The organism is Shinella sp., from assembly GCF_035998705.1.
GTDB lineage: Bacteria > Pseudomonadota > Alphaproteobacteria > Rhizobiales > Rhizobiaceae > Shinella.
The window spans coordinates 71,923-93,791 of record NZ_DASYHH010000018.1; the positions used below are offsets into that span (position 1 = coordinate 71,923).

19 protein-coding genes and 4 pseudogenes are annotated in these 21,869 nt (G+C 62.4%); 14 read left to right on the forward strand and 9 right to left on the reverse strand.

All coding sequences use genetic code 11. The annotated features are described in order from the left end of the window. Positions 1 to 36: 36 nt before the first annotated feature. Positions 37 to 615 carry a hypothetical protein gene (locus VGN93_RS14290; protein ID WP_319324535.1) on the reverse strand — a complete coding sequence of 193 codons (579 nt, stop codon included), beginning with the start codon at positions 613 to 615 and terminating at the stop codon, positions 37 to 39. Next, positions 612 to 1,760 (reverse strand): phosphoadenosine phosphosulfate reductase family protein, encoded by a 1,149-nt coding sequence (locus VGN93_RS14295; protein WP_327507982.1) that lies wholly within the window; start codon positions 1,758 to 1,760, stop codon positions 612 to 614. Before VGN93_RS14295 ends, VGN93_RS14290 begins: the two co-directional genes overlap by 4 nt. A 437-nt stretch (positions 1,761 to 2,197) precedes the next feature. Between VGN93_RS14295 and VGN93_RS14300 the strand changes: the two genes are divergently transcribed. Beyond that, positions 2,198 to 2,494 carry a hypothetical protein gene (locus VGN93_RS14300; protein ID WP_319324538.1) on the forward strand — a complete coding sequence of 99 codons (297 nt, stop codon included), beginning with the start codon at positions 2,198 to 2,200 and terminating at the stop codon, positions 2,492 to 2,494. Positions 2,495 to 2,642: 148 nt separating this feature from the next. Here the strand turns inward: VGN93_RS14300 and VGN93_RS14305 are convergent, their stop codons facing one another. The 3 genes from VGN93_RS14305 to VGN93_RS14315 are packed head-to-tail and all read right to left on the reverse strand — an operon-like array spanning position 2,643 to position 8,093. Next, positions 2,643 to 5,906 (reverse strand): error-prone DNA polymerase, encoded by a 3,264-nt coding sequence (locus tag VGN93_RS14305; protein ID WP_319324540.1) that lies wholly within the window; start codon positions 5,904 to 5,906, stop codon positions 2,643 to 2,645. Then, the gene (locus tag VGN93_RS14310; RefSeq protein WP_319324542.1) at positions 5,903 to 7,417 is read right to left on the reverse strand and encodes a DNA polymerase Y family protein; all 1,515 of its coding nucleotides are present in this window, start codon (positions 7,415 to 7,417) and stop codon (positions 5,903 to 5,905) included. Before VGN93_RS14310 ends, VGN93_RS14305 begins: the two co-directional genes overlap by 4 nt. Beyond that, complete coding sequence (locus VGN93_RS14315; RefSeq protein ID WP_319324543.1) at positions 7,335 to 8,093, reverse strand: ImuA family protein; 759 nt, start codon at positions 8,091 to 8,093, stop codon at positions 7,335 to 7,337. Before VGN93_RS14315 ends, VGN93_RS14310 begins: the two co-directional genes overlap by 83 nt. A 207-nt stretch (positions 8,094 to 8,300) precedes the next feature. Between VGN93_RS14315 and VGN93_RS14320 the strand changes: the two genes are divergently transcribed. From VGN93_RS14320 to arsH, 11 genes and pseudogenes are all read left to right on the forward strand, one after another. Further along, entirely contained in the window at positions 8,301 to 10,367 is a 2,067-nt protein-coding gene (locus VGN93_RS14320) for an ATP-dependent helicase (RefSeq protein ID WP_319324545.1), read from the forward strand. A gap of 3 nt (positions 10,368 to 10,370) precedes the next feature. Further along, positions 10,371 to 11,495 (forward strand): DNA polymerase IV, encoded by a 1,125-nt coding sequence (gene dinB / locus VGN93_RS14325; RefSeq protein ID WP_319324546.1) that lies wholly within the window; start codon positions 10,371 to 10,373, stop codon positions 11,493 to 11,495. A gap of 91 nt (positions 11,496 to 11,586) precedes the next feature. After that, positions 11,587 to 11,889: pseudogene (locus tag VGN93_RS14330) on the forward strand (SOS response-associated peptidase); the annotation flags it as partial. Positions 11,890 to 11,926: 37 nt separating this feature from the next. Next, a pseudogene (locus VGN93_RS31315) lies at positions 11,927 to 12,163 on the forward strand (site-specific integrase); the annotation flags it as partial. A gap of 8 nt (positions 12,164 to 12,171) precedes the next feature. Continuing rightward, complete coding sequence (locus VGN93_RS14335; RefSeq protein WP_319324547.1) at positions 12,172 to 12,606, forward strand: hypothetical protein; 435 nt, start codon at positions 12,172 to 12,174, stop codon at positions 12,604 to 12,606. Positions 12,607 to 12,679: 73 nt separating this feature from the next. Then, positions 12,680 to 13,033, forward strand: a complete 354-nt coding sequence (locus VGN93_RS14340) for a metalloregulator ArsR/SmtB family transcription factor (RefSeq protein WP_319324549.1) — start codon at positions 12,680 to 12,682, stop codon at positions 13,031 to 13,033. Further along, on the forward strand, positions 13,030 to 13,470 hold the full coding sequence (arsN2, locus tag VGN93_RS14345) for an arsenic resistance N-acetyltransferase ArsN2 (RefSeq protein WP_319324550.1): 441 nt from the start codon (positions 13,030 to 13,032) through the stop codon (positions 13,468 to 13,470). Before VGN93_RS14340 ends, arsN2 begins: the two co-directional genes overlap by 4 nt. 14 nt (positions 13,471 to 13,484) lie before the next feature. Next, positions 13,485 to 14,012: an arsenate reductase ArsC gene (locus VGN93_RS14350; RefSeq protein WP_327507983.1), complete on the forward strand. Its 528-nt coding sequence runs from the start codon at positions 13,485 to 13,487 to the stop codon at positions 14,010 to 14,012. Then, complete coding sequence (gene arsB / locus VGN93_RS14355) at positions 14,012 to 15,070, forward strand: ACR3 family arsenite efflux transporter (protein WP_327507984.1); 1,059 nt, start codon at positions 14,012 to 14,014, stop codon at positions 15,068 to 15,070. Before VGN93_RS14350 ends, arsB begins: the two co-directional genes overlap by 1 nt. A 2-nt stretch (positions 15,071 to 15,072) precedes the next feature. Beyond that, a pseudogene (arsC, locus tag VGN93_RS14360) lies at positions 15,073 to 15,494 on the forward strand (arsenate reductase (glutaredoxin)). Then, positions 15,451 to 16,191: an arsenical resistance protein ArsH gene (arsH, locus tag VGN93_RS14365; RefSeq protein ID WP_327507985.1), complete on the forward strand. Its 741-nt coding sequence runs from the start codon at positions 15,451 to 15,453 to the stop codon at positions 16,189 to 16,191. The pseudogene arsC and the gene arsH overlap by 44 nt, the downstream one beginning before the upstream one ends. Positions 16,192 to 16,220: 29 nt before the next feature. Here arsH and istB read toward each other — a convergent pair whose 3' ends face one another. Next, on the reverse strand, positions 16,221 to 16,976 hold the full coding sequence (gene istB / locus VGN93_RS14370) for an IS21-like element helper ATPase IstB (RefSeq protein WP_327507986.1): 756 nt from the start codon (positions 16,974 to 16,976) through the stop codon (positions 16,221 to 16,223). Between the two features lie 14 nt (positions 16,977 to 16,990). Then, complete coding sequence (gene istA / locus VGN93_RS14375) at positions 16,991 to 18,526, reverse strand: IS21 family transposase (RefSeq protein ID WP_327507987.1); 1,536 nt, start codon at positions 18,524 to 18,526, stop codon at positions 16,991 to 16,993. 169 nt (positions 18,527 to 18,695) lie between these two features. Between istA and VGN93_RS14380 the strand changes: the two are divergent. After that, a pseudogene (locus VGN93_RS14380) lies at positions 18,696 to 18,827 on the forward strand (arsenical resistance protein ArsH); the annotation flags it as partial. Between the two features lie 373 nt (positions 18,828 to 19,200). Then, positions 19,201 to 20,190 (forward strand): DMT family transporter, encoded by a 990-nt coding sequence (locus VGN93_RS14385; RefSeq protein WP_319324363.1) that lies wholly within the window; start codon positions 19,201 to 19,203, stop codon positions 20,188 to 20,190. Positions 20,191 to 20,225: 35 nt separating this feature from the next. On the opposite strand, the gene arsK is transcribed toward VGN93_RS14385, so the two are convergent. Both arsK and VGN93_RS14395 read right to left on the reverse strand, forming a co-directional pair. Next, complete coding sequence (gene arsK / locus VGN93_RS14390; RefSeq protein WP_414714093.1) at positions 20,226 to 21,488, reverse strand: arsenite efflux MFS transporter ArsK; 1,263 nt, start codon at positions 21,486 to 21,488, stop codon at positions 20,226 to 20,228. Continuing rightward, positions 21,436 to 21,804, reverse strand: coding sequence for a metalloregulator ArsR/SmtB family transcription factor (locus tag VGN93_RS14395; RefSeq protein WP_319324310.1), 369 nt, complete (start codon positions 21,802 to 21,804; stop codon positions 21,436 to 21,438). The genes arsK and VGN93_RS14395 overlap by 53 nt, the downstream gene beginning before the upstream one ends. Positions 21,805 to 21,869 lie beyond the last annotated feature (65 nt).

A 21,869-nucleotide genomic window follows, 5' to 3' on the forward strand; every position in this document is an offset into this window, starting at 1 on the left:
CCTGCCCCCCTCCCCCTCTTTCCCGTTCCGCCGCCCTCAACCCCAGACGCCAGCGCCCGCGTCGCCGCTGGCGTCCTGCAGGGACCTGTTCAACCAGATCGTCATCTGTCGCCGCATGATGCCGATCGGCGCGCAGATTTCCGTGACCGGTGCGCTCCCCGTCACAAAGCCATCCTCCTGAAACAGGTCTAAGAAGTGCTGCATGACATCGACATAGAAAGCGCTTCCGACCAGGCAGACCTCGACGAACGGTTTCCGGCCGTGCTCTGTCATCGAGGCGATGTGCATCCCCGGATGCTCACCCGACGGCATCACGTGCCGCTGGGTTTTTGGTAGCGGCCATCGCGTGCCGAGGCCGCCGGCCTTCATCGCGGCCGCGATCTCCGGCGTCATCCGCCGGTCGTAGTTTTCGATGGTCGTCCTGGCCTCGCGAAAACCGTACTCGGCCGACAGGAAGGCAACCCGTGCCTTCTGCTCTTCGGGATCGACACGACGCAGTGTGCGCCAGATCGGACCATCATATCGGTCACGCGCCAGCATATATTGCGGACCATCGCGCTTGGTCATCGAGCAGGACAGAATGAGCAGGCGGCGGGAGGGTGCTGTGTCGCTCATGCGGCCCTCCCCCTGCTTGCGTGCATGTCGAGCAGCTCGGCATAGCGCGCGTGGATCGATGCCCGATCACGATAGCGGGCACGAAATCCCAGCATCGCGCTGATCTCCGAGCGTACCTCCGCGAGAAGATCGGCTTCGCCGTCGGACAGCATCCGGGTCGGCCAGCCTTTCACATAAAGCATCGGCTTGGTCAGCCGGCGTTCCGCCTCGCGGCGGCGGTCGGCCTTTTCCTTCGCCATGCTGAGAAGGTCACGGATGTTCGGCTGAAGGAGATGGGAAGCGATATCGCCTAACCACCGGCTGCTCTGAAACGCAAACGTGCTGCGGCCTTCCAGGCCAACCATCTGGCGATAGAGATCGTGTGCTTCCGGCTGCGCCGCTGCGGCTACCAGATCAGGAAGGCTCGACATGATGCAGAAGCGGCACGAAACACGCGTGAGGCCAAACCGGCGATAGGCGGGATGTGGTTCGATGCGCCAGAAATCGAGCGACGAAAAAACCTCCGCTTCGGACGAGGCGAGTATCGGCCGCCAGGACCATATGCGCTCGCCCGGCTTGTGATCGAAGATTTCGGCGCGGGCGCGCTGCGGGCTTTCCTCGCGCCGGACGCCGGTCACGCTGACGATCGGCAGTCTAGAGAACCGACGTTTGAGTTCCGCGTGGATTTTCGAGGTCTTCATCTCGGACCTGCAAAACCTCATCGCTGGCGTGCTCCAGCATGGAACGAGCGTCACAGTGCTGAGGTTTTCGTAACGCGCGACGTTGGATCGCCAGCGGCTTTCCCAGCGGTCCATCAGCCCACCTTGCTTGCGCCGGACGACAATGAGTTCGGCGCCGAGGCGATCGGACAGGCGCTCGCAGGTCGGCAGCGAATCCGCCCATTCCACCGAGCCGAGGTCGGCATGGATCAGCAGGCGCGGGCCGGAATGTCCGATGCGATCGAGATACTCGAAGGTCGCCATGGCTGCGGCCTGGCTGTCCTTACCGCCCGAAACACCGATGGCGACGGCCGCGCCCTGTTCGAGAAGGTCCACGATGGGCGGGACGATGGAGACCGATGGAAAGGTACGAGTAATCGATATTGAAGGCGGTGTGAAAGAAGCGGTTCGCTGGCCTGCAGGATCGACGTTCAGGTGATGATGCATGGGGGCGGCTCCATGGCGGGCAGCCGGAGCCTCTCTCCAGCCTCTCAACCCGCCGCCGCCGTTCCGCCCCTCTCTCCCTCTCCCTTCGCCGGCGCGCCTTTCCCATTCCCGGCCGCCCGCGCCATCGGGCTGGTTTGAAAAGTGGCGCGTTGCGCGGGCGGATGAAGAAATTTCAGGACAAATTCAACGGGATGACATAACGTCTGCGGCGAAGCGGTACGCGCCGCTTTGGGGCGTGGAAACCCCTGTGAACGGTTGATGCTGGCCGATACAGCATCACACTCCTTGGCCTTTTGGTCGGGGAGCCTGAAGCTATGTCCAGGTTCTCCGAACTAAAAGCTCAGGGCCGTTTCACACGGTTTCCAACTCCCCGATCACGGGGTCAATGAGCATGGATGGCGGGGGCGCACCGCCGAAACTGCTTCAGGGAGAAACCGTTGGCTGAAGGACTCACCTACACCTTCTATACATATTCCGACGCAGCAGTTCCGCTCGCGGAGCGCTGGAAGCCGACCGGGCTGAGGGACATTTTTTTCGCCGATCGTGACGAGGCAAGACGCGCGGTGCTCGCCATGCGCGACGATATCGCTGCAGATCCAGACATGGAGTGGGCGGCCACGAAGATCGAAAAGGTGGTGACCGCGCCCATCTCACAGTCCAACCTCTTGCTGCTGCTAAACAGCGGTCCCGGCGTATTCATTGCGGAATATGAGATCCTTGAGACCATCGTTTGATGAGTTTGCCGCACCTTATGGTCGAATGTTCCACCTTATCCTGCGCGAGGGCTCCCAACCGGATCTTTCACCTTCACCGACCTTGGAGGGCATTACGGGTAGAGGTCCGTTTTGCTGAACCCTTTGCGGATGACATTCTCTGCGTCGGCTAATGAAAATTCCGGCTCTTGACCTTCAGCCGATCGATCAAGAGGTCTTGTATGTAGATGTCCCTTGCCGGCGCCGCCGCCTTCGGCCGCTCGCGCGGATCCGGTGCGCCATTGCCGCGCGCGAACTCGTCGCCCCGGCCATGCGGCAAGGGAAACTGCTCGTCCCGTTCGCCCAGCCGGCCGAGATCATCGGATAGATCGAACAGCCGCTGCGCAACGAGATGAACGACATCGCCTTCACGCTGGATCTTGCCGTTGATCGCCAGCATCGAGGCCGAGAGCACCAGACGGCGCTGACGCTCGAACAGCGTCGGCCAGACCACCGCGTTGACGATGCCGGTCTCATCCTCGATCGTCATGAACATGACGCCTTTCGCCGAACCCGGCCGCTGGCGCACAAGCACAAGCCCGCCGGTCATCAGCCAGCGCCCGTCCTGCGCAGCCATGGCCTCGGCGCAAGTGACCATACGCTTCTCGCGAAGGTCTTTTCGGAGGAAGGCGACCGGGTGCTGCCGGAGGGTCAGGCCGGTATGGGAATAGTCCTCAACTACCTCGTGTCCAGCCCTCATCGAGGGCAAAGCCACCGAGGGCTCCTGCACTTCAGCGACCTGCCGCGCCTCGCGCTCGGCGGCTGCGGCCCACAACTCGAGCGGCTCGTCGCGTAGCGCCTTGATGGCCCACAGCGCGTCGCGACGCTGGAGTTGCAGCGACGGCAGGAAGGCATCGGCTTCGGCAAGTTTCACGAGAGCGGCCGTCGGCACACCAGATCGCCGCCACAGGCCATCGGCAGATTCGAAGGGTTCGTCGGCGCGCGCCGCTACGATCCGGGCGGCGTCCGCGGTCGAAAGCCCTTTCACCACCCGCATGCCAAGGCGAACGGCGCAGAGGCGGCTTCCGTCGATCTCCTCGAGCGTGCAGTCCCAACGAGAAGCGTTGACGCAGACGGGCCTGATTTCTACGCCATGCGCCCTCGCGTCCGAAACGATTTGGGCAGGCGCGTAAAAACCCATGGGCTGCGAGTTCAGGAGCGCCGCGCAAAAGGCGTCCGGGTGATGGCATTTCACCCAGCTCGACGCATAGGCAATCAATGCGAAGCTGGCAGCATGGCTTTCCGGGAAGCCGTAGGAGCCGAACCCTTCGAGCTGCGAAAACGTCTGCTCTGCGAACTCGGCTGAATATCCGTTCTTGACCATCCCGGCGATCAGCTTGTCCTTGAATTTGCTGACCCCGCCGGAGAACTTGAAGGTCGCCATGGACTTCCGCAACTGGTCCGCCTCGCCGCCGGTGAAGCCAGCGCAGACCATCGCCACCTTCATCGCCGACTCTTGAAACAACGGAACACCGAGCGTTTTCGACAGCACCGCCTCAAGTTCGGGCGTCGGATAGATAACCGGCTCCTTGCCCTCACGCCTGCGAAGATAGGGGTGCACCATGTCCCCCTGGATCGGCCCAGGCCGAACAATCGCCACCTGAACGACGAGGTCATAGAAGGTCTGTGGCTTCAGGCGCGGCAGCATGGACATCTGCGCCCGACTTTCGATCTGGAATGTACCGAGCGTGTCGGCCTTGCGGATCATGGCATAGGTCTTCGCGTCTTCGGCCGGGATCGAGGCGAGGTCGCGGGGATCGCCCTTGTGCTCGGCCATCAAGGCGAAGGCCTTGGCCATGCAGGTCAGCATGCCGAGCGCCAGCACGTCGACCTTCATGAATTTCAGGGCCTCGATATCGTCCTTGTCCCATTCGATAACCTGGCGGTCGTCCATGCGCGCAGGCTCGATCGGCACGAGGTCGTCAAGACGGTCATGGGTGAGCACGAAGCCACCGGGATGCTGGCCGAGATGGCGCGGCGCGCCCATCAGCTGCTGTGCCAATTCCAGCGTCAACATCAGCCGGTAGTCGGCGGCGTTGAGGTTGTTCTCTCGAATTTGGCGTTCGGACACCCCTTCCGACCAGCCCCAGACCCCGGACGAGAGCTGTCCGATCATATCCTCCGGCAGGCCGAGCGCCTTGCCGACGTCACGCAACGCTCCCTTCGCCCGATAGCGGGTGACGGTCGAACAGAGAGCGGCCCGGCTCCGGCCATAAGTCTCATAGATCCACTGGATGACCTCCTCGCGCCTCTCGTGCTCGAAATCCACGTCGATGTCCGGCGGTTCGTCCCTTTCCTGGCTGATGAAGCGCTCGAAGAGCAAGTCGTTGGTATCGGGGTCGATAGAGGTGACGCCGAGGCAATAGCAGACGGCGGAATTGGCGGCCGAGCCCCTGCCCTGGCAAAGGATCCCTTTCGAGCGCGCAAAACGCACGATCGAATAGACGGTGAGAAAATAGGGAGCGTAGTTCATCACCCGTATCAGTTCGAGTTCGTCGAACAGCGATTTACGGACCTTCTCCGGCACGCCCTCGGGATAACGAACCGCAGCGCCTTCCCAGACGAACTTGACCAGAGATTGCTGCGGATCAAGGCCGGGCACGATGGCCTCCTCCGGGTACTGGTATTGTAGTTCCTTGAGATCGAACTTGCAGCGATCGACGATCTCGCGGCCGCGGGCGAGCGCTTCCGGGTACTCAGCAAAAAGCCGGTGCATCTCCTCGGGCGCCTTGAGAAAGCGATCGGCGTGGCGCTCCCGGTCGAAACCGACATCATCGATGGTCGTCCGCGTCCGGATGCAGGTCACGACGTCCTGAAGCTGACGGCGGCCGGGTTCGTGAAACAGCACGTCGTTGGTGACGACCGTGCGAACCTTGAAGCGTGCTGCCATCGTGGCGATACCGTGCAGGCGTACACGATCGAGCGGCCGGCGGCGCAGGCAGAGGCTCACATAAGCCCGATCACCAAACAACTCAGCCATTTTTCGCAGCTGGACGGCGCAGGCCTCATCGGCTTCGTCCGGCACGAGCACCCCGATCATGCCCGCGGCATGCTCGGCGACGTCAGCGAAATCAATCAGGCAATTGCCCTTGCCCCCGCGCGCTTTTCCAAGCGACAGCAGCCGCGTCAGCCGCGAATAGGCCGGGCGATCCATGGGATAGACGAGGATCGACATGCCGTCGGTCAGGTCGAGCCGGCAGCCGACAACCAGCCGAACGCCGACGGTCTTCGCTGCCTCCCAGGCTCGCACAATGCCGGCGAGGCTGTTGCGGTCGACGACGCCGAGCGCGTCGATGCCAAGCGCGGCGGCCGTGGCGAACAGTTCGTGTGCGCTGGATGCCCCGCGGAGAAACGAGAAATGCGTCGTGACCTGCAGTTCGGCGTAGCGCGTCATCCGAACACCCCATGCACGAACCACAGGTGCGAGTCGGTTTCCGGATCGATGCCGTCGCCGGCGCGATAGACCCAGTAGCGCTCGCCAAGCTCGTCCTCGACCACGAAATAATCTCTGACCGCCTGGAACTCGCGTGGTCTGCGCCACCACTCCCCGAAAATCCGCTCCGGGCCATCAGCACGCACAACCTTCCGCCGCTTGCCGCGCCAGGTGAAGACCGCCGGTGGCTGGTCCGGCAGAAGCGCGACAACCTCAATGCGTTCCGGGTTTGCGAAAAGCCGCGTCGGCCGCGGCCATTTGACTGCCCATGCCTCACCGATGTCAGGCGCGGTCGCGGCGATGCGCCGCACCGAACGCTCCGGCACATCGGAGGCGACGGGCGCAACCCGGAACAGCCTGTGGCCACGATTGCCGAGAATGTCGACCAGCGGCGTGATGTCGGCTACCTCCTCCTCAATGAGCGACGAGGCAACCTGCCGCTCCTCCAGCGGTTCGGCGAAAACCGCCACCAGAACCATCTTCTCGATACCGAAACCGGGATCGATCGTCTCAATGCGATCGCAGAGCAGTTTCGAAAGCCGTGCCGGATCGCGAACCGGTTTGGCGAGGCCGGCGCGCAGATGCTGCCTGGTGTTATCGACGCGATGGATGAAGAGGTCACAGCGCCGCGCGCCGAGACCGTCTTCCGCAAGACGGGAGGAGAGTTGGCCGACCAGCCGACAGACATATTTGGCGATCGTTTCCGGTGCGCCGATAGGTTCGGCGAAATTCTTTGCGACCTCGATCAGCTCCGGCGTTCTGATCGGTTTGATCGGTTCGGCGACCCGCCCGAACATCTGGTCCAATCGGCGCGCGGGCTCAGGGCCGAACCGCAGCGTCAGCGGCGCGCGCGGCATGGCAGAGAGCTGCCCGACCGTGTCGATGCCGAGAACGCGCAGGCCCTGGACGGTCTCCGCCGGCAGCCGGAGAGCGACGATCGGCAAGTCGATGACCGCCTTTGGCACATCGCCCGTCGGCACCACGGTTGTTTCGGCCGAAAGCAGCCGCGCGAGTGCGTGCGCAGCGCCCCAGGTGTCGGCAACGGCAGCGCGTGCCGTAAGCCCGCGGCCGCGCAGCAAATTGACGAGGCCGGAGACCAAAAGCGCCTCGCCGCCACGCAGATGATCAGCCCCCTCAGTGTCGATGACGAGACCATCGGCGCCATCGACCGCGACGACAGGGCTATATTGCCGGAGTGCCCAAAGCGCCAAGCGCTCCAGCGCCGCGGCATCCTCGGCTGGCGCGGCATTGACCATCAGGAGATCGGCGACCATCGCCTGTGCCTTGCTGGCGGGCATGCCTATACGGAGACCGAGTTTCAGGGCTGTCGGATCGGCGGCCGAAACCCAGCGCTTCGAGCCGCTGCGGGAAACGACGACCAGCGGCGTGTCAGCCGGCAAGGCTTCGCCAGCGTGACGCCGGATCCGTTCGACTGGGAGAAGTGGGAAGTAGACAGATACGACCCTTGGCATCGGGGGCTCCAATTTCAAATTCGGCGCATTCGCCCGCCTTCACCCGCATCAGTTCCGCCAGCCAGCGCGCCCTCCCGACGCCCGCGACCGGCAGCCGTTCCGACGGCAGCGTGCTGATGCGCCACCGCGTCGTCGAAGCCGTCGGCTGCCCATAATCAGAGGCTTCGTTCTGTCGTCGCCAACGTCGGAGCACGATGCCCATGGCCCCGGTCTTCTCGGCCGCGAGCTGCAGGCGCCGCGAGGCGTTCATCGGCAGACGAACAAGTTCGCCGACCACGGCGGCGAGCCCACCAAAGGACAACCCCTCCTCCATGGCGGATAGCGCCTCCTCCTCCCGGTCGCTCTCGCAAAACACGACACGATTCGGATGGAGACCTGCCTGGGCAACCGCGGGAAAAAACAGGTCCGGGCGCGTCATGCACCAGAGCACCTTGCCCCGTGACCGGGCAGCGATGCCGGCGACGAAGAGCGCCGCAGCTGCCCCATCGACCGTCCCTCCCCCGCCGCCGGCGACCTCGTGCAGCGCGCCGAAGGCGAGCCCTCCGCCCGGCAATGCCTGGTCGACCTCGGCAACGCCGAAAGGCAAAACCTGCCTTGCGCGCTGCGAGCCGCCTTCCAGCTGGCCAATGCGCTCGCGAAGCTCCGCCAGCACAGGGTTGAGGGCACGGTTGACCACGGCAGAATTGTTGCTCCTTTAGGGTTTGCAGCGGTTCTCTAAGCTGATATGTTCATTATTTGTTCCGATTGCTTTCGCGAGTCAATCGGGCCTCCGACCCGGAAATCGAGCCTCGGCTAAGTCGTTGAAACGAATCCCTTAGCTGCATCAAGGAGATATCCAGGGATTGGAGGTGCAGGAAAATTTTCTTAAGGCGGCTGGGGACAAATGGCGGCGGCGCATCTCGAAAAATTGAACGACCGGCAGCGTGAGGCGGTCGAGCACGGCATTGGCCTGCCCGAGGGGCAGATCGGCGGACCGCTGCTTATCATCGCCGGCGCGGGAAGCGGCAAGACCAACACGCTGGCGCACCGCGTCGCGCATCTGATCGTCAACGGCGCCGATCCACGCCGCATCCTGCTGATGACCTTTTCGCGGCGGGCTGCGTCCGAGATGGCGCGCCGGGTGCAGCGCATCTGCCGGCAGGTCCTCCGCGACAACGCCGTCATGACCGACGCGCTTGCCTGGGCCGGGACGTTTCATGGGATCGGCGCGCGGCTCTTGCGTATGTATGCCGAACAGATCGGCCTCAGCGTAGATTTCACGATCCATGATCGCGAGGACAGCGCCGACCTGATGAACCTCGTCCGGCACGAGTTGGGCTTTTCCAACAAGCAGACCCGGTTTCCCACGAAAAGCACCTGCATCGCGATCTATTCCCGCGTGGTCAATTCGCAGGTGCCAGTCAAGGACGTCCTCAAATCGTCCTATCCTTGGGTACGGGAATGGGAAGAGGAGCTGAAGCAGCTCTTCGCCGCCTATACCGAGGCCAAACAGGCGCAGAACGTCCTGGATTACGACGATCTGCTGCTCTACTGGGCACAGATGGTTTCGGAACCAGAGCTCGCCGAGGATGTCGGCAACCGCTTCGACCACATCCTCGTCGACGAATACCAGGACACCAATCGTCTGCAGGCGTCGATCCTCATGTCGCTGGCCCCCGGCGGCCGCGGCCTGACCGTCGTCGGCGACGATGCCCAGTCGATCTATTCCTTTCGTGCGGCGACCATCCGCAACATCCTCAACTTCCCGCAGGAATTCTCGCCGAAGCCCGCCGACGTCATCACGCTCGACCGCAACTATCGTTCGACCCAGCCGATCCTGGCCGCGGCCAATGCCGTCATCGAACTGGCGCGCGAGCGCTATACGAAAGACCTCTGGACCGACCGCGCGTCGGAGCAGCGGCCGATGCTTGTCACCGTCAAAGATGAGGTCGATCAGGCCGCCTATATCGTCGAGCAGGTGCTCGCCAACCGCGAAGTGGGCGTCTCCCTCAAGCAACAGGCCGTTCTGTTCCGCACCTCCAGCCACAGTAGCGCGCTCGAAATCGAACTCACCCGGCGAAACGTCCCCTTTCGGAAATTCGGCGGACTGAAATTTCTCGACGCGGCCCACGTCAAGGATTTGTTGGGCGTTATGAGGTTTGCGCAAAACCCGCGCGATCGGGTTTCAGGCTTCAGAGTGCTCAAACTGCTGCCCGGCATCGGGCCGCAAACCGCGGGCAAGATCCTTGACACGATCGCGGCCGATCCCGAGCCGCTGCAATCGCTCGCGGAAATCCCGCCACCGGCCAAGACGGGCGATGACTGGCCGGCCTTCGTGACGCTGGTCACCGCCTTGCGGAAAGCCGAGGCTGGCTGGCCTGCAGAGATCGGAACCGTGCGAATGTGGTATGAGCCTCATCTCGATCGCATCCATGAGGATGCCGATACCCGCAAGGAAGATCTCATCCAGCTCGAGCAGATCGCCAGCGGGTATGCGAGCCGTGAGCGTTTCCTGACCGAGTTGACCCTCGACCCGCCGGACGCCACCAGCGACCAGGCCGGCGTGCCGCTGCTGGACGAGGACTATCTGATCCTTTCGACGATCCATAGCGCCAAGGGGCAGGAGTGGCGCTCGGTGTTCATGCTCAACGTTGTCGACGGCTGCATTCCATCCGACCTCGGTGCGGGCACCACCCCTGAACTTGAAGAGGAGCGCCGCCTGCTCTATGTCGGCATGACGCGGGCGCGCGACAATCTTAGCCTCATCACACCACAGCGCTTTTTTACTCATGGCCAGTCTGCTGCAGGCGACAGGCATGTCTACGCGTCGCGGACCCGCTTCATCCCGGCGACGCTCCTGCAATATTTCGAGACGACAAGCTGGCCGAAGGTCTCGGCCGCGGCAAGCGAGCGAAGCGCAAAGCAGATCCGCATCGATGTCGGTGCGCGGATGCGATCGATGTGGACATGAGCCATGCAGCCCGTCACGTCGACAGAGATCGAGGACGAGAAGCCGGATCGCGAGGAGCGGGTCCGGCGTATCATCCATGTCGACATGGACTCTTATTATGCGTCGGTTGAACAACGCGATCATCCGGAGTTGCGTGGCAAACCTGTTGCCGTCGGCAGCCCGTCGGCGCGTGGTGTCGTCCTGACGGCGAGCTATGAGGCCCGCCCCTTCGGCGTACGCTCCGCACTTCCTTCACTGACGGCGAAGCGCCTTTGCCCCGACCTGATCTTTGTGCCGGCGCGCTTTGACGTCTATCGTTCGGTCAGCGCGCAGATTCATACAATTTTCGCGGAATATACCGACCTCATCGAGCCTCTGTCGCTCGACGAAGCCTATCTTGACGTCACCGACAACAGGCAGGGCATTCCGATTGCGACCGAGATCGCCACGAGAATTCGCGCGCGCATCAAGGACGTCACTGGCCTCAACGCTTCTGCCGGCATCTCCTACTGCAAGTTCCTCGCCAAGATGGCGTCGGACCTCAACAAGCCCAACGGCCAAGCGGTCATCACACCGAAGCACGGGCCAGCCTTCGTCGAAGGCCTCGCCGTTAAGAAATTTCACGGCATCGGGCCAGCGACCGCCACCAAAATGGAGCGCCTTGGCATCCTAACTGGGGCGGATCTCAGGGCGAAGTCGCTTGCCTTCTTGCAGCAGCATTTCGGGAAACCCGGCACCTGGTATTACAACATTTCTCGCGGCATCGATGATCGGCCGGTTCGGCCGGATCGGGAGCGAAAATCCGTCGGCGCTGAAGATACCTTCATCAGGGATATCTTCGATCTGGGTGCAGCGCGCGGGGAGATATTGCCGCTTATCGACAAGGTCTGGCGGCATTGCCAGAACAAGAGCCTTCACGGGAGGACGGTCACGCTGAAGGTCAAGTACACGGATTTTCAGATCATTACGCGAAGCAGGACCGAGGCCACCCCTTTCGGAACGACCGAGGAGATCGTCGCGGCGGTCGAAGCTCTCCTTGCTCCCCTGTTCCCGACGGCGAAGGGTATCCGACTTCTCGGCGTCACCCTGTCGGCATTCACCGACGACGCCAGAAGCGAACGCGCCGATCAGCTCCAACTGGAAATCTAGGCTCAGCCGTCTTCGTCAGCTGCATCGAAATTCTTGGCACGCGCGCTAGATTAAAGCCGAGCCGACATATCGCCGCGGCGCTGGAGATGCCATGTGCAATGATTATCGATTGATGGTCGAACTGGCCTCGGTCATCGAACAGTTCGAGCATCGCAAGATTAAGATCCGGTTTCCCGAGGGAAGGCCCAACATCGAGGCGCGCGAGGATATCAAGATAACCGACACGTCGCCGATCGTGCGGACTGTCGAAGGCGAGCGCGGCACCGGGGAGCTCATCCAGCGACGGTGGAGCTGGCCGAGCCCGACCAAAAAGCCGGTCTATAACTTCCGCTCGGAAAGTCGGGAGTTCACGACCAACCGCTGCCTTATCGTCGCCGACGGCTTCTATGAGTTTATGTGGACACGTTGGAGGGATCTGACGGGAGGGAACGATGTATGTCGTTCGGCGACTGGAGAAAGATCGATATGAGCTAGTCGACGAGACCGGCGTTGCCGATCCGCTTGCGGCCAGCTTTGCGACCGGCCTAGTTGGTCGAGGCTGCTCACCGCATACCGTGGCGGCCTACCTTTATGACCTCCGACTTTTCTACCGTTTCCTTGCGGAGACAGGCCTTACGCTCTCCAGCTTCCGTATCGCGCATAGCGTAGAGCTCCTGGCTTGGCTCGGCGCCGTCCCGTGTCCCCGTGCCCGCATCACGTCTTTTCCTTCAGCTGTGCGCACGACATTGTCGCCAACCAGTATCAACCGGGCGATGGCGGCAATCTCGACTTCTTCGACCATCTCGCGCTGGCCGATCTCGCTGGAGTAGACGGCAATCCTCTTGCAACGGCGCAGGAACTGGCGCGTGGCGGTATCGCGCGCAGGCGCGCCCGTGGCGCACGACGCCTGAAGCGCGTCGAGCGCGTACCGCGGCCAATGACACGCGAGCAGGTGGGGACCCTGCTGGACGTAATTGACCGGCCGAGGGATCGAGCGATGATCCTCATCATGCTTCAAGGCGGCCTCAGGCCCGGCGAGGTCCTCGGGCCGGGGGCGGTTGTCGCCGGCTCACTTGCGGAGGCACTCAGAACTCGGGCCATGCCCGACGATTCGCTCGCCCGGCTGAAGTGAAATTTCAAAGGCTTGATTGATCGCGGCCATCACGAGGGCTTGACAAAATCAATATATCCAATAATCTAGATATATGGATAGCGATTCAGCAATCGCGGCGCTTGGCGCCTTAGCCCAGACCACGCGGCTGGAGACCTTCCGGCTTCTCGTTCGGCACGAGCCAGACGGCATCCCGGCCGGCGAACTCGCCCGTCTCATCGACGTGCCGCAGAACACGATGTCGGCGCATCTCGCAACGTTGTCGCGGGCAGGCCTGGTCACGAGCGAGCGGCGGAGCCGATCGATTATTTATCGCGCCGACCTCAACGGCCTGCGTGACCTGACGCTATTCCTGCTGAAGGACTGCTGCGGCGGATCGACGGAGCTTTGCGCCCCGCTGATCGCCGAATTGGCGCCCTGCTGCGGCCCGGAGGCGAAGGTGTCATGAGCATCATCAAGCTGGAGCAGATCACAGGCAGCGATGCTGACCTCAAGGCGGCGTTGACGGACGCCCATCTGCCTACCGATGACATCGAGGATGCCGGCCGCACCTTCTTCAAGGCGCTGTCAGCGGATGGCCAGATCGTTGGTTTCTCCGGCGTCGAGCGCTGCGACGGCGATTACCTCCTCCGTTCAGTCGTCGTGCATCCCGATCACCGCAGACAAAGGCTGGGCCGTGCCGTCGTCGAAGAGATGTTGGCGAGTCTCGACCTTGACGGCGGCGTCTTCCTCGCAACGACGAGCGCGGCTTCCTTCTTCGCGAACATCGGATTTTCTGAAGTGCAGCGGGACAGCGTGCCTGCTGCGGTGCTGGCGACGCGCCAGCTTTCCTCCATCTGCCCATCATCGACGACCATCATGAAGCTTATCAAGCCGCAGACCTAACACGGACCACGACCATGACCGACAAGACCTACAACGTGCTGTTCCTCTGCACGGGCAACTCCGCTCGTTCTATTCTCGCCGAATCCATCCTCAACAAGGAGGGTGGCGGACGGTTCAAAGCCTATTCCGCCGGCAGCCAGCCGAAGGGCGCGGTCAATCCGCATGCCCTGATGGAACTGGAGGCGCTCGGCTATCCGTCGACGGGCTTCTCGTCGAAGAGCTGGGATGTGTTCGCGGAGCCGGGCGCTCCACAGATGGATTTCATCTTCACGGTCTGCGACAGCGCCGCGGGCGAGGCCTGCCCGGTTTGGATCGGCCATCCGATGACCGCACACTGGGGCGTCGAGGACCCGGCCGCCGTCGTTGGATCGGAAGTAGAGATCCAGCGCGCCTTCGCCCAAGCCGCCCGTTTCCTCAAGAACCGGATCATGGCCTTCATCAATCTCCCGCTCGCCTCGATCGATCGAATGGCGCTCGAGACCAGGCTTCGCCAGATCGGCTCGATGGACGGGACGACCAGCCCCGAAGGAAAGTCCGCCTGATGTCCACCTTCGAACGCTATCTCACCATCTGGGTCTTTCTCTGTATCATCGTCGGCGTGGCACTTGGGCATCTCATGCCCGGTCTCTTCCAGATCATCGGCGCAGCCGAGATCGCCAAGGTGAACATCCCCGTCGCGATCCTCATCTGGCTGATGGTCATCCCGATGCTGCTGAAGATCGATTTCCGGTCGCTGGCGCAGGTCGGCACCTACTGGCGCGGCATCGGCGTGACACTGTTCATCAACTGGGCCGTCAAGCCGTTCTCCATGGCACTACTCGGCTGGCTCCTCATCGGCTGGCTGTTCCGCCCCTATCTTCCCGCGGACCAGATCGACTCCTACATCGCCGGGTTGATCATTCTTGCGGCCGCTCCCTGCACGGCCATGGTCTTCGTCTGGAGCAACCTGACGCGCGGCGAGCCGCTGTTCACGCTGTCGCAGGTCGCACTCAACGATGCTATCATGGTCGTCGCCTTCGCGCCGATCGTCGGCCTGCTCCTTGGCCTCTCCGCCATCACCGTGCCGTGGGACACGCTTGTCCTCTCGGTTGCTCTCTATATTGTCGTGCCCGTCATTATCGCGCAGCTCATCCGCCGCCGGCTCACCGCTGACGGAACGATGCGTGCACTCGATGGAATACTCGCAAAGCTCCAGCCCATCTCGTTGTTGGCGCTCCTTGCGACGCTGGTTCTGCTCTTCGCCTTCCAAGGTGAGCAGATCATCGCACAGCCTGCCGTCATCGGCCTGCTGGCCATACCGATCCTGATTCAGGTCTACCTGAACTCCGGGCTTGCCTACCTCCTGAACCGGATGACCGGCGAGCGGCATTGCGTCGCCGGACCCTCAGCCCTGATCGGCGCCAGCAATTTCTTCGAACTGGCGGTCGCCGCCGCCATCAGCCTGTTCGGCTTCCAGTCCGGCGCGGCGCTCGCCACCGTCGTCGGCGTGCTCATCGAGGTACCGGTGATGCTGTCGGTCGTCTGGATCGTGAACCGCTCGAAGGACTGGTACGAGGCCGCTCCCGCCGTTTCCCGAACCACTATCACCGAAAGGCACTGACCATGGATGTCACCATCTACCACAACCCCTCGTGCGGAACGTCCCGCAACACGCTTGCGCTGATCCGCGCGGCCGGAATCGAACCAACCGTAGTCGAATATCTTCAGGCCCCGCCAACGCGCGATCAGCTCGCGACGATAATCGCGGATGCTGGCCTGACGGTCCGGGAAGCCGTTCGCGAGAAGGGCACGCCCTATGCCGAACTCGGGCTCGACAATCCGGCCCTGACCGACGACCAATTGCTCGACGCGATGATCGCAACGCCGGTCCTGATCAATCGCCCTTCGTCGTGACACCGCTCGGCGCCAGGCTCGCCCGCCCTTCCGAAGCTGCACTCGACATCCTGCCGGAGACTTTCGACGGACCATTCTTCAAGGAAGATGGCGAGCAGGTTCTCGACCAGGAAGGAAAGCGCATTGCCTGACACATTTCCAGCACTGCAGGGCGATCACCTGCATTCGACAGATCTCGATGCCCTGCGCCCGGCATTCTCGACGCACAAGCCGCGCATCCTGATCCTCTACGGCTCGCTTCGCGAAGTCTCGTATAGTCGCCTTCTCGCGTACGAGGCCCGCCGGCTGCTCGAACGGTTCGGATGCGAGGTGCGCATGTTCGACCCAAAGGGTCTGCCGCTTCCCGACGAAGCGCCCCCAAGCCATCCGAAGGTGCAGGAGCTGCGTGATCTCTCCCAATGGTCGGAAGGGCAGGTCTGGGTGAGCCCGGAACGCCACGGCGCGATGACCGGCATCATGAAGTCCCAGATCGACTGGATACCGTTGTCGGTCGGATCGGTCCGGCCGACCCAGGGAAAGACACTCGCCGTGATGGAGGTCTCGGGCGGTAGCCAGTCCTTCAATGCCCTGAACCAGATGCGTATTCTCGGTCGCTGGATGCGGATGATCACCATCCCGAACCAATCCTCGGTCGCCAAAGCCTATCAGGAGTTCGATGCCGATGGCCGGATGAAGCCTTCCTGCTATTACGACCGCGTGGTCGACGTCTGTGCGTATTCCGATGAAGCCGGACGGGTATTCCGACGCGAAGCCGGACAGGCATTCCAATTTGATGCCGGACACTGTTCCGATCTGAAGCCGGACGCGTCAGGGTGCCTTTGGGTCTGATTGATGATTGCCGTTGAGGCAGTGGTGGGTCAAGCGACGGTTGTGTCGGACATGGACACGGCGCGCTGTTTGCGCAGGCTCTCCCCAGATAATTCGATGCGATAGGCATTATGCACGAGGCGGTCGAGAATGGCGTCGGCGATGGTGGCGTTGCCGATCATGTCATACCAGTGGTCGACGGGAATCTGGCTGGTGATGATGGTCGAGCGCCGCTCGTAGCGGTCCTCGACGATCTCCAGAAGATCACGGCGCTGTTCGTCGTTGAGCTTCTCCGGCCCCCAATCATCGAGGATGAGCAGATCGGTTCTGGCTAGCGATTTGATCAGCCTGGTGTAGCGTCCGTCCCCGCGGGCCAGCGCGAGGGCGGCGAAGAGCCGGGGAACGCGGTGATAGGCGACGGAAAGATCCTCGCGGCAGGCCTTATGCCCGAGAGCACAGGCCAGCCAACTCTTGCCCACGCCGGCCGGCCCGATGAGGAGCAGGCTATGGTGCTGCCTGATCCAGTCGCAACTGGACAGCTTGAGGAAGAGATTGCGGTCGAGGCCGCGGGCAGCGCGGAAGTCGATGTTCTCGACCTGGGCGTCATGGCGCAATTTTGCGGCGCGCGCCCTGGCCTCGAAGCGCTTCTGGCGGCGCGTCGTCATCTCCCGCTCGAGCAGAAGGGTGAGCCACTCTCCATGCTGGAGGCTTTGGGCCTCCGGCTGCTGATCGAGTTCCTGGAAAGCGGACGCCATGCCGGAAAGGCCGAGGTCGCGCAGGGTGTCGAGGGTGGGATTGGTCAGCATGGTCGATTGTCTCCTTAGTGAAAGTAGCCGGGGCCGCGAAGATTGGCGTGTTCGCCGACGGCGGCCGGTTCAGCGGAATGGCGGGGTGTTTTGTAGCTTGTGATGAGCGCGCCGATGCTTTTGCAGGTCAGCCCGCCGATCTCGACGGCGCGGGCCGAGACGGCCTCGGCCTGGGCGGCGCTGATGGCGCGGTAGAGCCCGAGAACCCCGAGGCAGGTTCGGAACCCCTGTTCGGGATGCGGCCGGCTGGCAAGGATCGCGACGATCAGGCCCTCGGTGTGCGGCCCGATCGATGCGGCCCAGCGTCGGAAGCGTTCCGGCGACCATTCGGCATATCGGCGATGCGAACTGGGCATGTGATCCGGGTCGGTCCCGAAGCGTGAGCCGCCGTATCGGCGCTGATGAGCCCCAATCCGCTGGCCTTTGAGGAATATCTCGATGGTGCGGCTCGTGGCCCTGACATCCACCTGCTGGCGGATAAGATGGTGGGGCACGGAATAGAAGTATCGTTCGAACTCGACATGGTAATCCGTCGAGACCCGCGCCAGGCGCCATTCGGCGAACTCGTAGTCCTGCGCCGGAAGCGCTGCGAGCGCGGAACGTTCCACTCCCTCGAACATGTCCCGGCGGGTTTGGCCGAGCCGGCGCATGACATGGGTATTGATCCGCTCAACGGCCCCGACGATGGCGGCATTGGCCTCGGTTAGCGAGAAGAAAGTCTGGTTGCGCAAGCGGCCGAGAATGCAGGTCTGAGCGAAACGCACGCCGCTTTCGACCTTTGCCTTGTCTTTGGGGCGCTTCGGCCGGGCGGGGAGCACGCCGACTCCATAATGCGCCGCCATCATGCCGTAGGTGCGGTTGATCTCGGGATCGTAGAAGCTGGCCTTGTTCACGCCGGACTTCAGATTGTCGGGAACGATGAGCCGCGGGACGCCGCCGAAGAAGCGGAACATGCGCACATGCGAGCCGATCCAGTCCGGCAGGGCCTGGCTCCAGGTCACCTCCGCGAAGGTGTAGCTCGACGCACCCAGCACGCCGAGGAAGATCTCCGCCTCGCGGATCTCGCCAGTCTTGCCGTCGACGATCGGCAGCGTCTTGCCGGAATAGTCGACGAACACCTTGTCGCCGGCGACATGCTCCTGGCGCATCGTGGGCGAAAGCCGCTGCTCAAAGCTACGAAACAGCTCGCAGAACCGGCTGTAGCCGTAGCCATCAGGATGAACCGCGCGATATTCCTCCCAAGGGATCTGCAAGGTCACGCCCGGCCTCTTCAGCTCGACCGCCAGCGCGCTCCAATCGGGTTCCACCCGCCGGCGCAGGCCCTGCTTGACGCCCTGCCGGGAGAATAGCCGGCGCTCGATGACGTCGTCCGTCAGGTCTCCCGGCAAGGGCCAGCTCAGTCCGGCCGCTCTCGCACGCTCAAGGTTATCCTGCACTGTGCTGCGTGCAAGCCCCAGCATCATGGCAATATCGCGCACGCTCACGTCGTCCGCGCAAAGCCGAAGCATTTGTCGTAGTTGTCTCATGGTCAGCCTTCTCTTCGCCGGCATCAGCATCTCCTCGTTCGTCACGAGGAAACACATGCCAAGGTTGCTGACCCAAAGGCATCAGAGGACCGCCTAAACTGTCCGGTTATTTATCGGAATCGCGTCCGGCTTCATGTCGGAATGACGTCCGGTTTTTGATCGGAACCCCGTCCGGTTAATTCCCGGAATCCGCAACGTCTGCGAGGAGCTGGTGAAGTTCACCATCCTCACGCGCGATGCTTCCGCCTATCTCACCGACCGCTACAGCGAGCGGAAAGAACAGGCGATCGAGCTTGAGAAGCGCGTATCGCTAAGGTCGATCTAGCCCTCCCTCCAGTCGTCTGGTCGCCAACGACAATGTTGAATGAACCAAGACAGTTCGTAGCGATCCGTGGTCGGGAGGCATCGGTCTACATGATGCGCTTTCTAGGATATGGGAAACGTCAACGCAGCCATCGCGTGGTGTTCGAGCGCAGAGCAGCGTGATATAAGAGGAATCCGGGTCGATTAAATTCGTCCCGCTGGGCGTGCAACAACGACGGATATCCAAAGCGATATGAGCAAGCGTCCCCAAAGACTGCCTTCATACGATCGGTGTGACGACGACGCCTAGCTCTCGGCGTCCTACCACCTTCGTTTGAACCATCTTTGGAGATAGCCATGTCCTCGCTTTCGCCTCGTGTGGCGATTGTAGGGGCGTGTTGTGCTGGGCTCTTGGTACGATTCTCAGCAAGACACTCCTCTCGTCGTTTCCACCTGTCACAATTCTTGTTTTTCGGCTCGTGCCGAGCGTCATCGCACTTTGGCTGGCGGTTGCTTTCACCAAGCCGGATATTCCAGCAACCCGTTTGTTGTTGCCTATCGGCTTGCTCGGCCTTCTCAATCCCGGATGGGCCTACACATTCAGCATGTTCGGCCTTTCCCAGACGAGTGCGAGTGTCACAGCCTTGCTCTGGGCCTTCGAGCCTGTTCTCATCCTCGGCCTTGCCTGGATGTTTCTCAGAGAGCGAATTGATCGCCAACTCGTCGGCCTCGTGGCTCTAGCGACGTGCGGGATTTTGCTGGTCAGCGGCGTCTGGAGTGACGAGCCGTCTTCAGTCGTGAAGCTGGGGACAGCTCTGATTCTGGCGGGCGTGCTTTGCTGTGCGATTTACACGGTCCTGGCGCGCAATCTCATCGCCGATCCGCTCTACACGGTCGCCATCCAGCAGACCGTGGCTCTAGGCTGGATGCTCGCAATCTGGCCGCTTGAACTGTCCCGGGTCGATCTATCGGGTGCGGCCGCCTTACCGGTCCAGGACATCGCTACGATCATTCTCTCGGGGCTGCTCTACTATGCGCTTGCCTATTGGCTCTATCTGTACGCGCTCCGGTCGATGCGGGCGAGCGTTGCCGGCAGCTTCTTTAACCTCATTCCGGTGTTAGGGGTCATCGGGTCGTTCCTTTTCCCGGGCGAGCGCCTCACCACCCTGCAATGGTTGGGAGCCGCGCTGATCATCGGCGTGGCGACGGTGGTTCTGCGGCGGGATGCGGACGAACTTCCTATCGAGGAAGCCCAAAGCATGGGTGCCTCGCAACGATCCCAGCCACTGTCGATGCTCGACGAACACCAACTTGATGATATCGGACTGACTCGGAAACAAGCATCCGAGGTCGACAAAAGGAGTATTGCTCGACAAAAGCCGTGAAGCGGCCAGGCATCGACGATGCCTGTTGGTTGCGGTCAATTTGACGGGCTCGGTGTGGCAACGAGGCTCCGCTTCGTCGCCATCGCCACCGCGACAAACGCCGCAACGCCGATCGAGCCGAGCGCGGCGCTCAAGACGAGTGAAGCGCCTATGCCGAACTGCTCCATCGTCGCTGCGAAGGCGAACGGCGCAGCCGCGCCGGCGGCCAGTCGTGAGGCGGCCATCTTGCCGGTGAGCGCACCGTAACCGTCCGAACCGAACAGATAGAGCGGCAAGCTGCCCTGCGCGATGCTGTTGATGCCCGACCCAAGGCCGAGGCAAATCGAGAAGGCAACCGCACCGGGGAGCCAGTTGCCGGACAGCGCCAAGATGACGACGCTGAGCACCATGAAGACGGCGGAGAGAACCGCAAGGCCGGGCGGCGCGAGCCGCGTGCCGAAGATCATGTTGATCAGTCGGCTGAGAACCTGCGCCGGGCCGAACAGCGAGCCGATGACGACGGCGGCGCTTCCGAATCCAAGCGCACCGAGCATCGGCACCATATGGGCGAGCATGGCTCCAAGCGTGAAGCCGAGCAGCGCGAATGCTGCCGAGACGGCAAGTACAGCGCCGCGGCGGCGCTCGCGAGGAATGGCCCCAACGACGGGCTCGCGCATCGGCCTCATTCCGCCGGCGGCTGCGACTTTTCCCTTTCGCAAGATCCAGAGGTGGAACGGCATGCAGACAAGAAGGTTAAGCCCGGCATAGACGAGGTAGATTTCCCGCCAGGACAGATAGCCGAGCAGCGCCGTGGCAATCGGCCAAAAAATCGTGGAGGCAAATCCTGCGATCAGCGTGAGATAGGTAATGCTCCGTGATGCGGAGCGGGGATCGGCTTCCACCAGTGCCGCGAACGCGGCCTGGTACTGGACCATGCCGGACGATATCTCCAACAGGACGATGGCCAACGCGAAGACTGCCACCGACGGCGACCAGGCGCACAAGACCAAGGTCAGCGCAGACAACGCCGAGCCGATCGCCATTACCGATGCCGCGCCAATGCGATCCATTTGCCGCCCTATGTACGGCGCTGACAGCCCCCCAACGAACAGCGAGGCCGAGAAGACGGCAAAGACCTGTGCGACAGAGATGCCGAGATCCGCCGCAATGCCGGGCGCCAGGATGCTGAAGCTGTAATAGAGCGTGCCGTAGCCGATGATCTGGGTCAGGCCCAGCGCGGCGACGACGCCGACAGGTACATTCCGATCACGCAATGACGTCGCCCTCGCTCCGGGCAGCATCCGTCTTGCAGCAGCCATCAACCCGCTCGATACCCTCGCGGACCATCGGATGGCCAGCGCAGCAGTCCTCCATCAGGAATTTTACGAGATCGGCCAGCGCATCGTAGCTGGCGCTATAGACGATGGAGCGGGATTCTCGCCGCTGCGCGATAAGGCCCGATCGCTCCAGCTCCTTCAGATGGAAGGACACGTTCGACGGCGAGACGCCCATGCGCTCGGCGATCAGGCCGGCGGCCAGTCCGTCCGGTCCGGCAACGACCAGCGTTCGAACGATGGCGAGGCGGGTTTCCTGCGACAGGGCCGCGAATGAGGTGAGGGCTTGACGTTCGTCCATATTTCAATAATCCTTGAATCATTGAACAATAGGAGTAGCGCACATGAACGCGATCGACAAGGCCG

Bases quoted from the DNA above. Each gene is read 5' to 3' on its own strand.
- VGN93_RS14290 (WP_319324535.1), bottom strand. From the start codon at position 615: ATGAGCGACACAGCACCCTCCCGCCGCCTGCTCATTCTGTCCTGCTCG.
- VGN93_RS14295 (WP_327507982.1), bottom strand. From the start codon at position 1,760: ATGCATCATCACCTGAACGTCGATCCTGCAGGCCAGCGAACCGCTTCT.
- VGN93_RS14305 (WP_319324540.1), bottom strand. From the start codon at position 5,906: ATGACGCGCTACGCCGAACTGCAGGTCACGACGCATTTCTCGTTTCTC.
- VGN93_RS14310 (WP_319324542.1), bottom strand. From the start codon at position 7,417: ATGCCAAGGGTCGTATCTGTCTACTTCCCACTTCTCCCAGTCGAACGG.
- VGN93_RS14320 (WP_319324545.1), top strand. From the start codon at position 8,301: ATGGCGGCGGCGCATCTCGAAAAATTGAACGACCGGCAGCGTGAGGCG.
- dinB (WP_319324546.1), top strand. From the start codon at position 10,371: ATGCAGCCCGTCACGTCGACAGAGATCGAGGACGAGAAGCCGGATCGC.
- VGN93_RS14340 (WP_319324549.1), top strand. From the start codon at position 12,680: ATGGATAGCGATTCAGCAATCGCGGCGCTTGGCGCCTTAGCCCAGACC.
- arsN2 (WP_319324550.1), top strand. From the start codon at position 13,030: ATGAGCATCATCAAGCTGGAGCAGATCACAGGCAGCGATGCTGACCTC.
- VGN93_RS14350 (WP_327507983.1), top strand. From the start codon at position 13,485: ATGACCGACAAGACCTACAACGTGCTGTTCCTCTGCACGGGCAACTCC.
- arsB (WP_327507984.1), top strand. From the start codon at position 14,012: ATGTCCACCTTCGAACGCTATCTCACCATCTGGGTCTTTCTCTGTATC.
- arsH (WP_327507985.1), top strand. From the start codon at position 15,451: ATGGCGAGCAGGTTCTCGACCAGGAAGGAAAGCGCATTGCCTGACACA.
- istB (WP_327507986.1), bottom strand. From the start codon at position 16,976: ATGCTGACCAATCCCACCCTCGACACCCTGCGCGACCTCGGCCTTTCC.
- istA (WP_327507987.1), bottom strand. From the start codon at position 18,526: ATGCCGGCGAAGAGAAGGCTGACCATGAGACAACTACGACAAATGCTT.
- arsK (WP_414714093.1), bottom strand. From the start codon at position 21,488: ATGGCTGCTGCAAGACGGATGCTGCCCGGAGCGAGGGCGACGTCATTG.
- VGN93_RS14395 (WP_319324310.1), bottom strand. From the start codon at position 21,804: ATGGACGAACGTCAAGCCCTCACCTCATTCGCGGCCCTGTCGCAGGAA.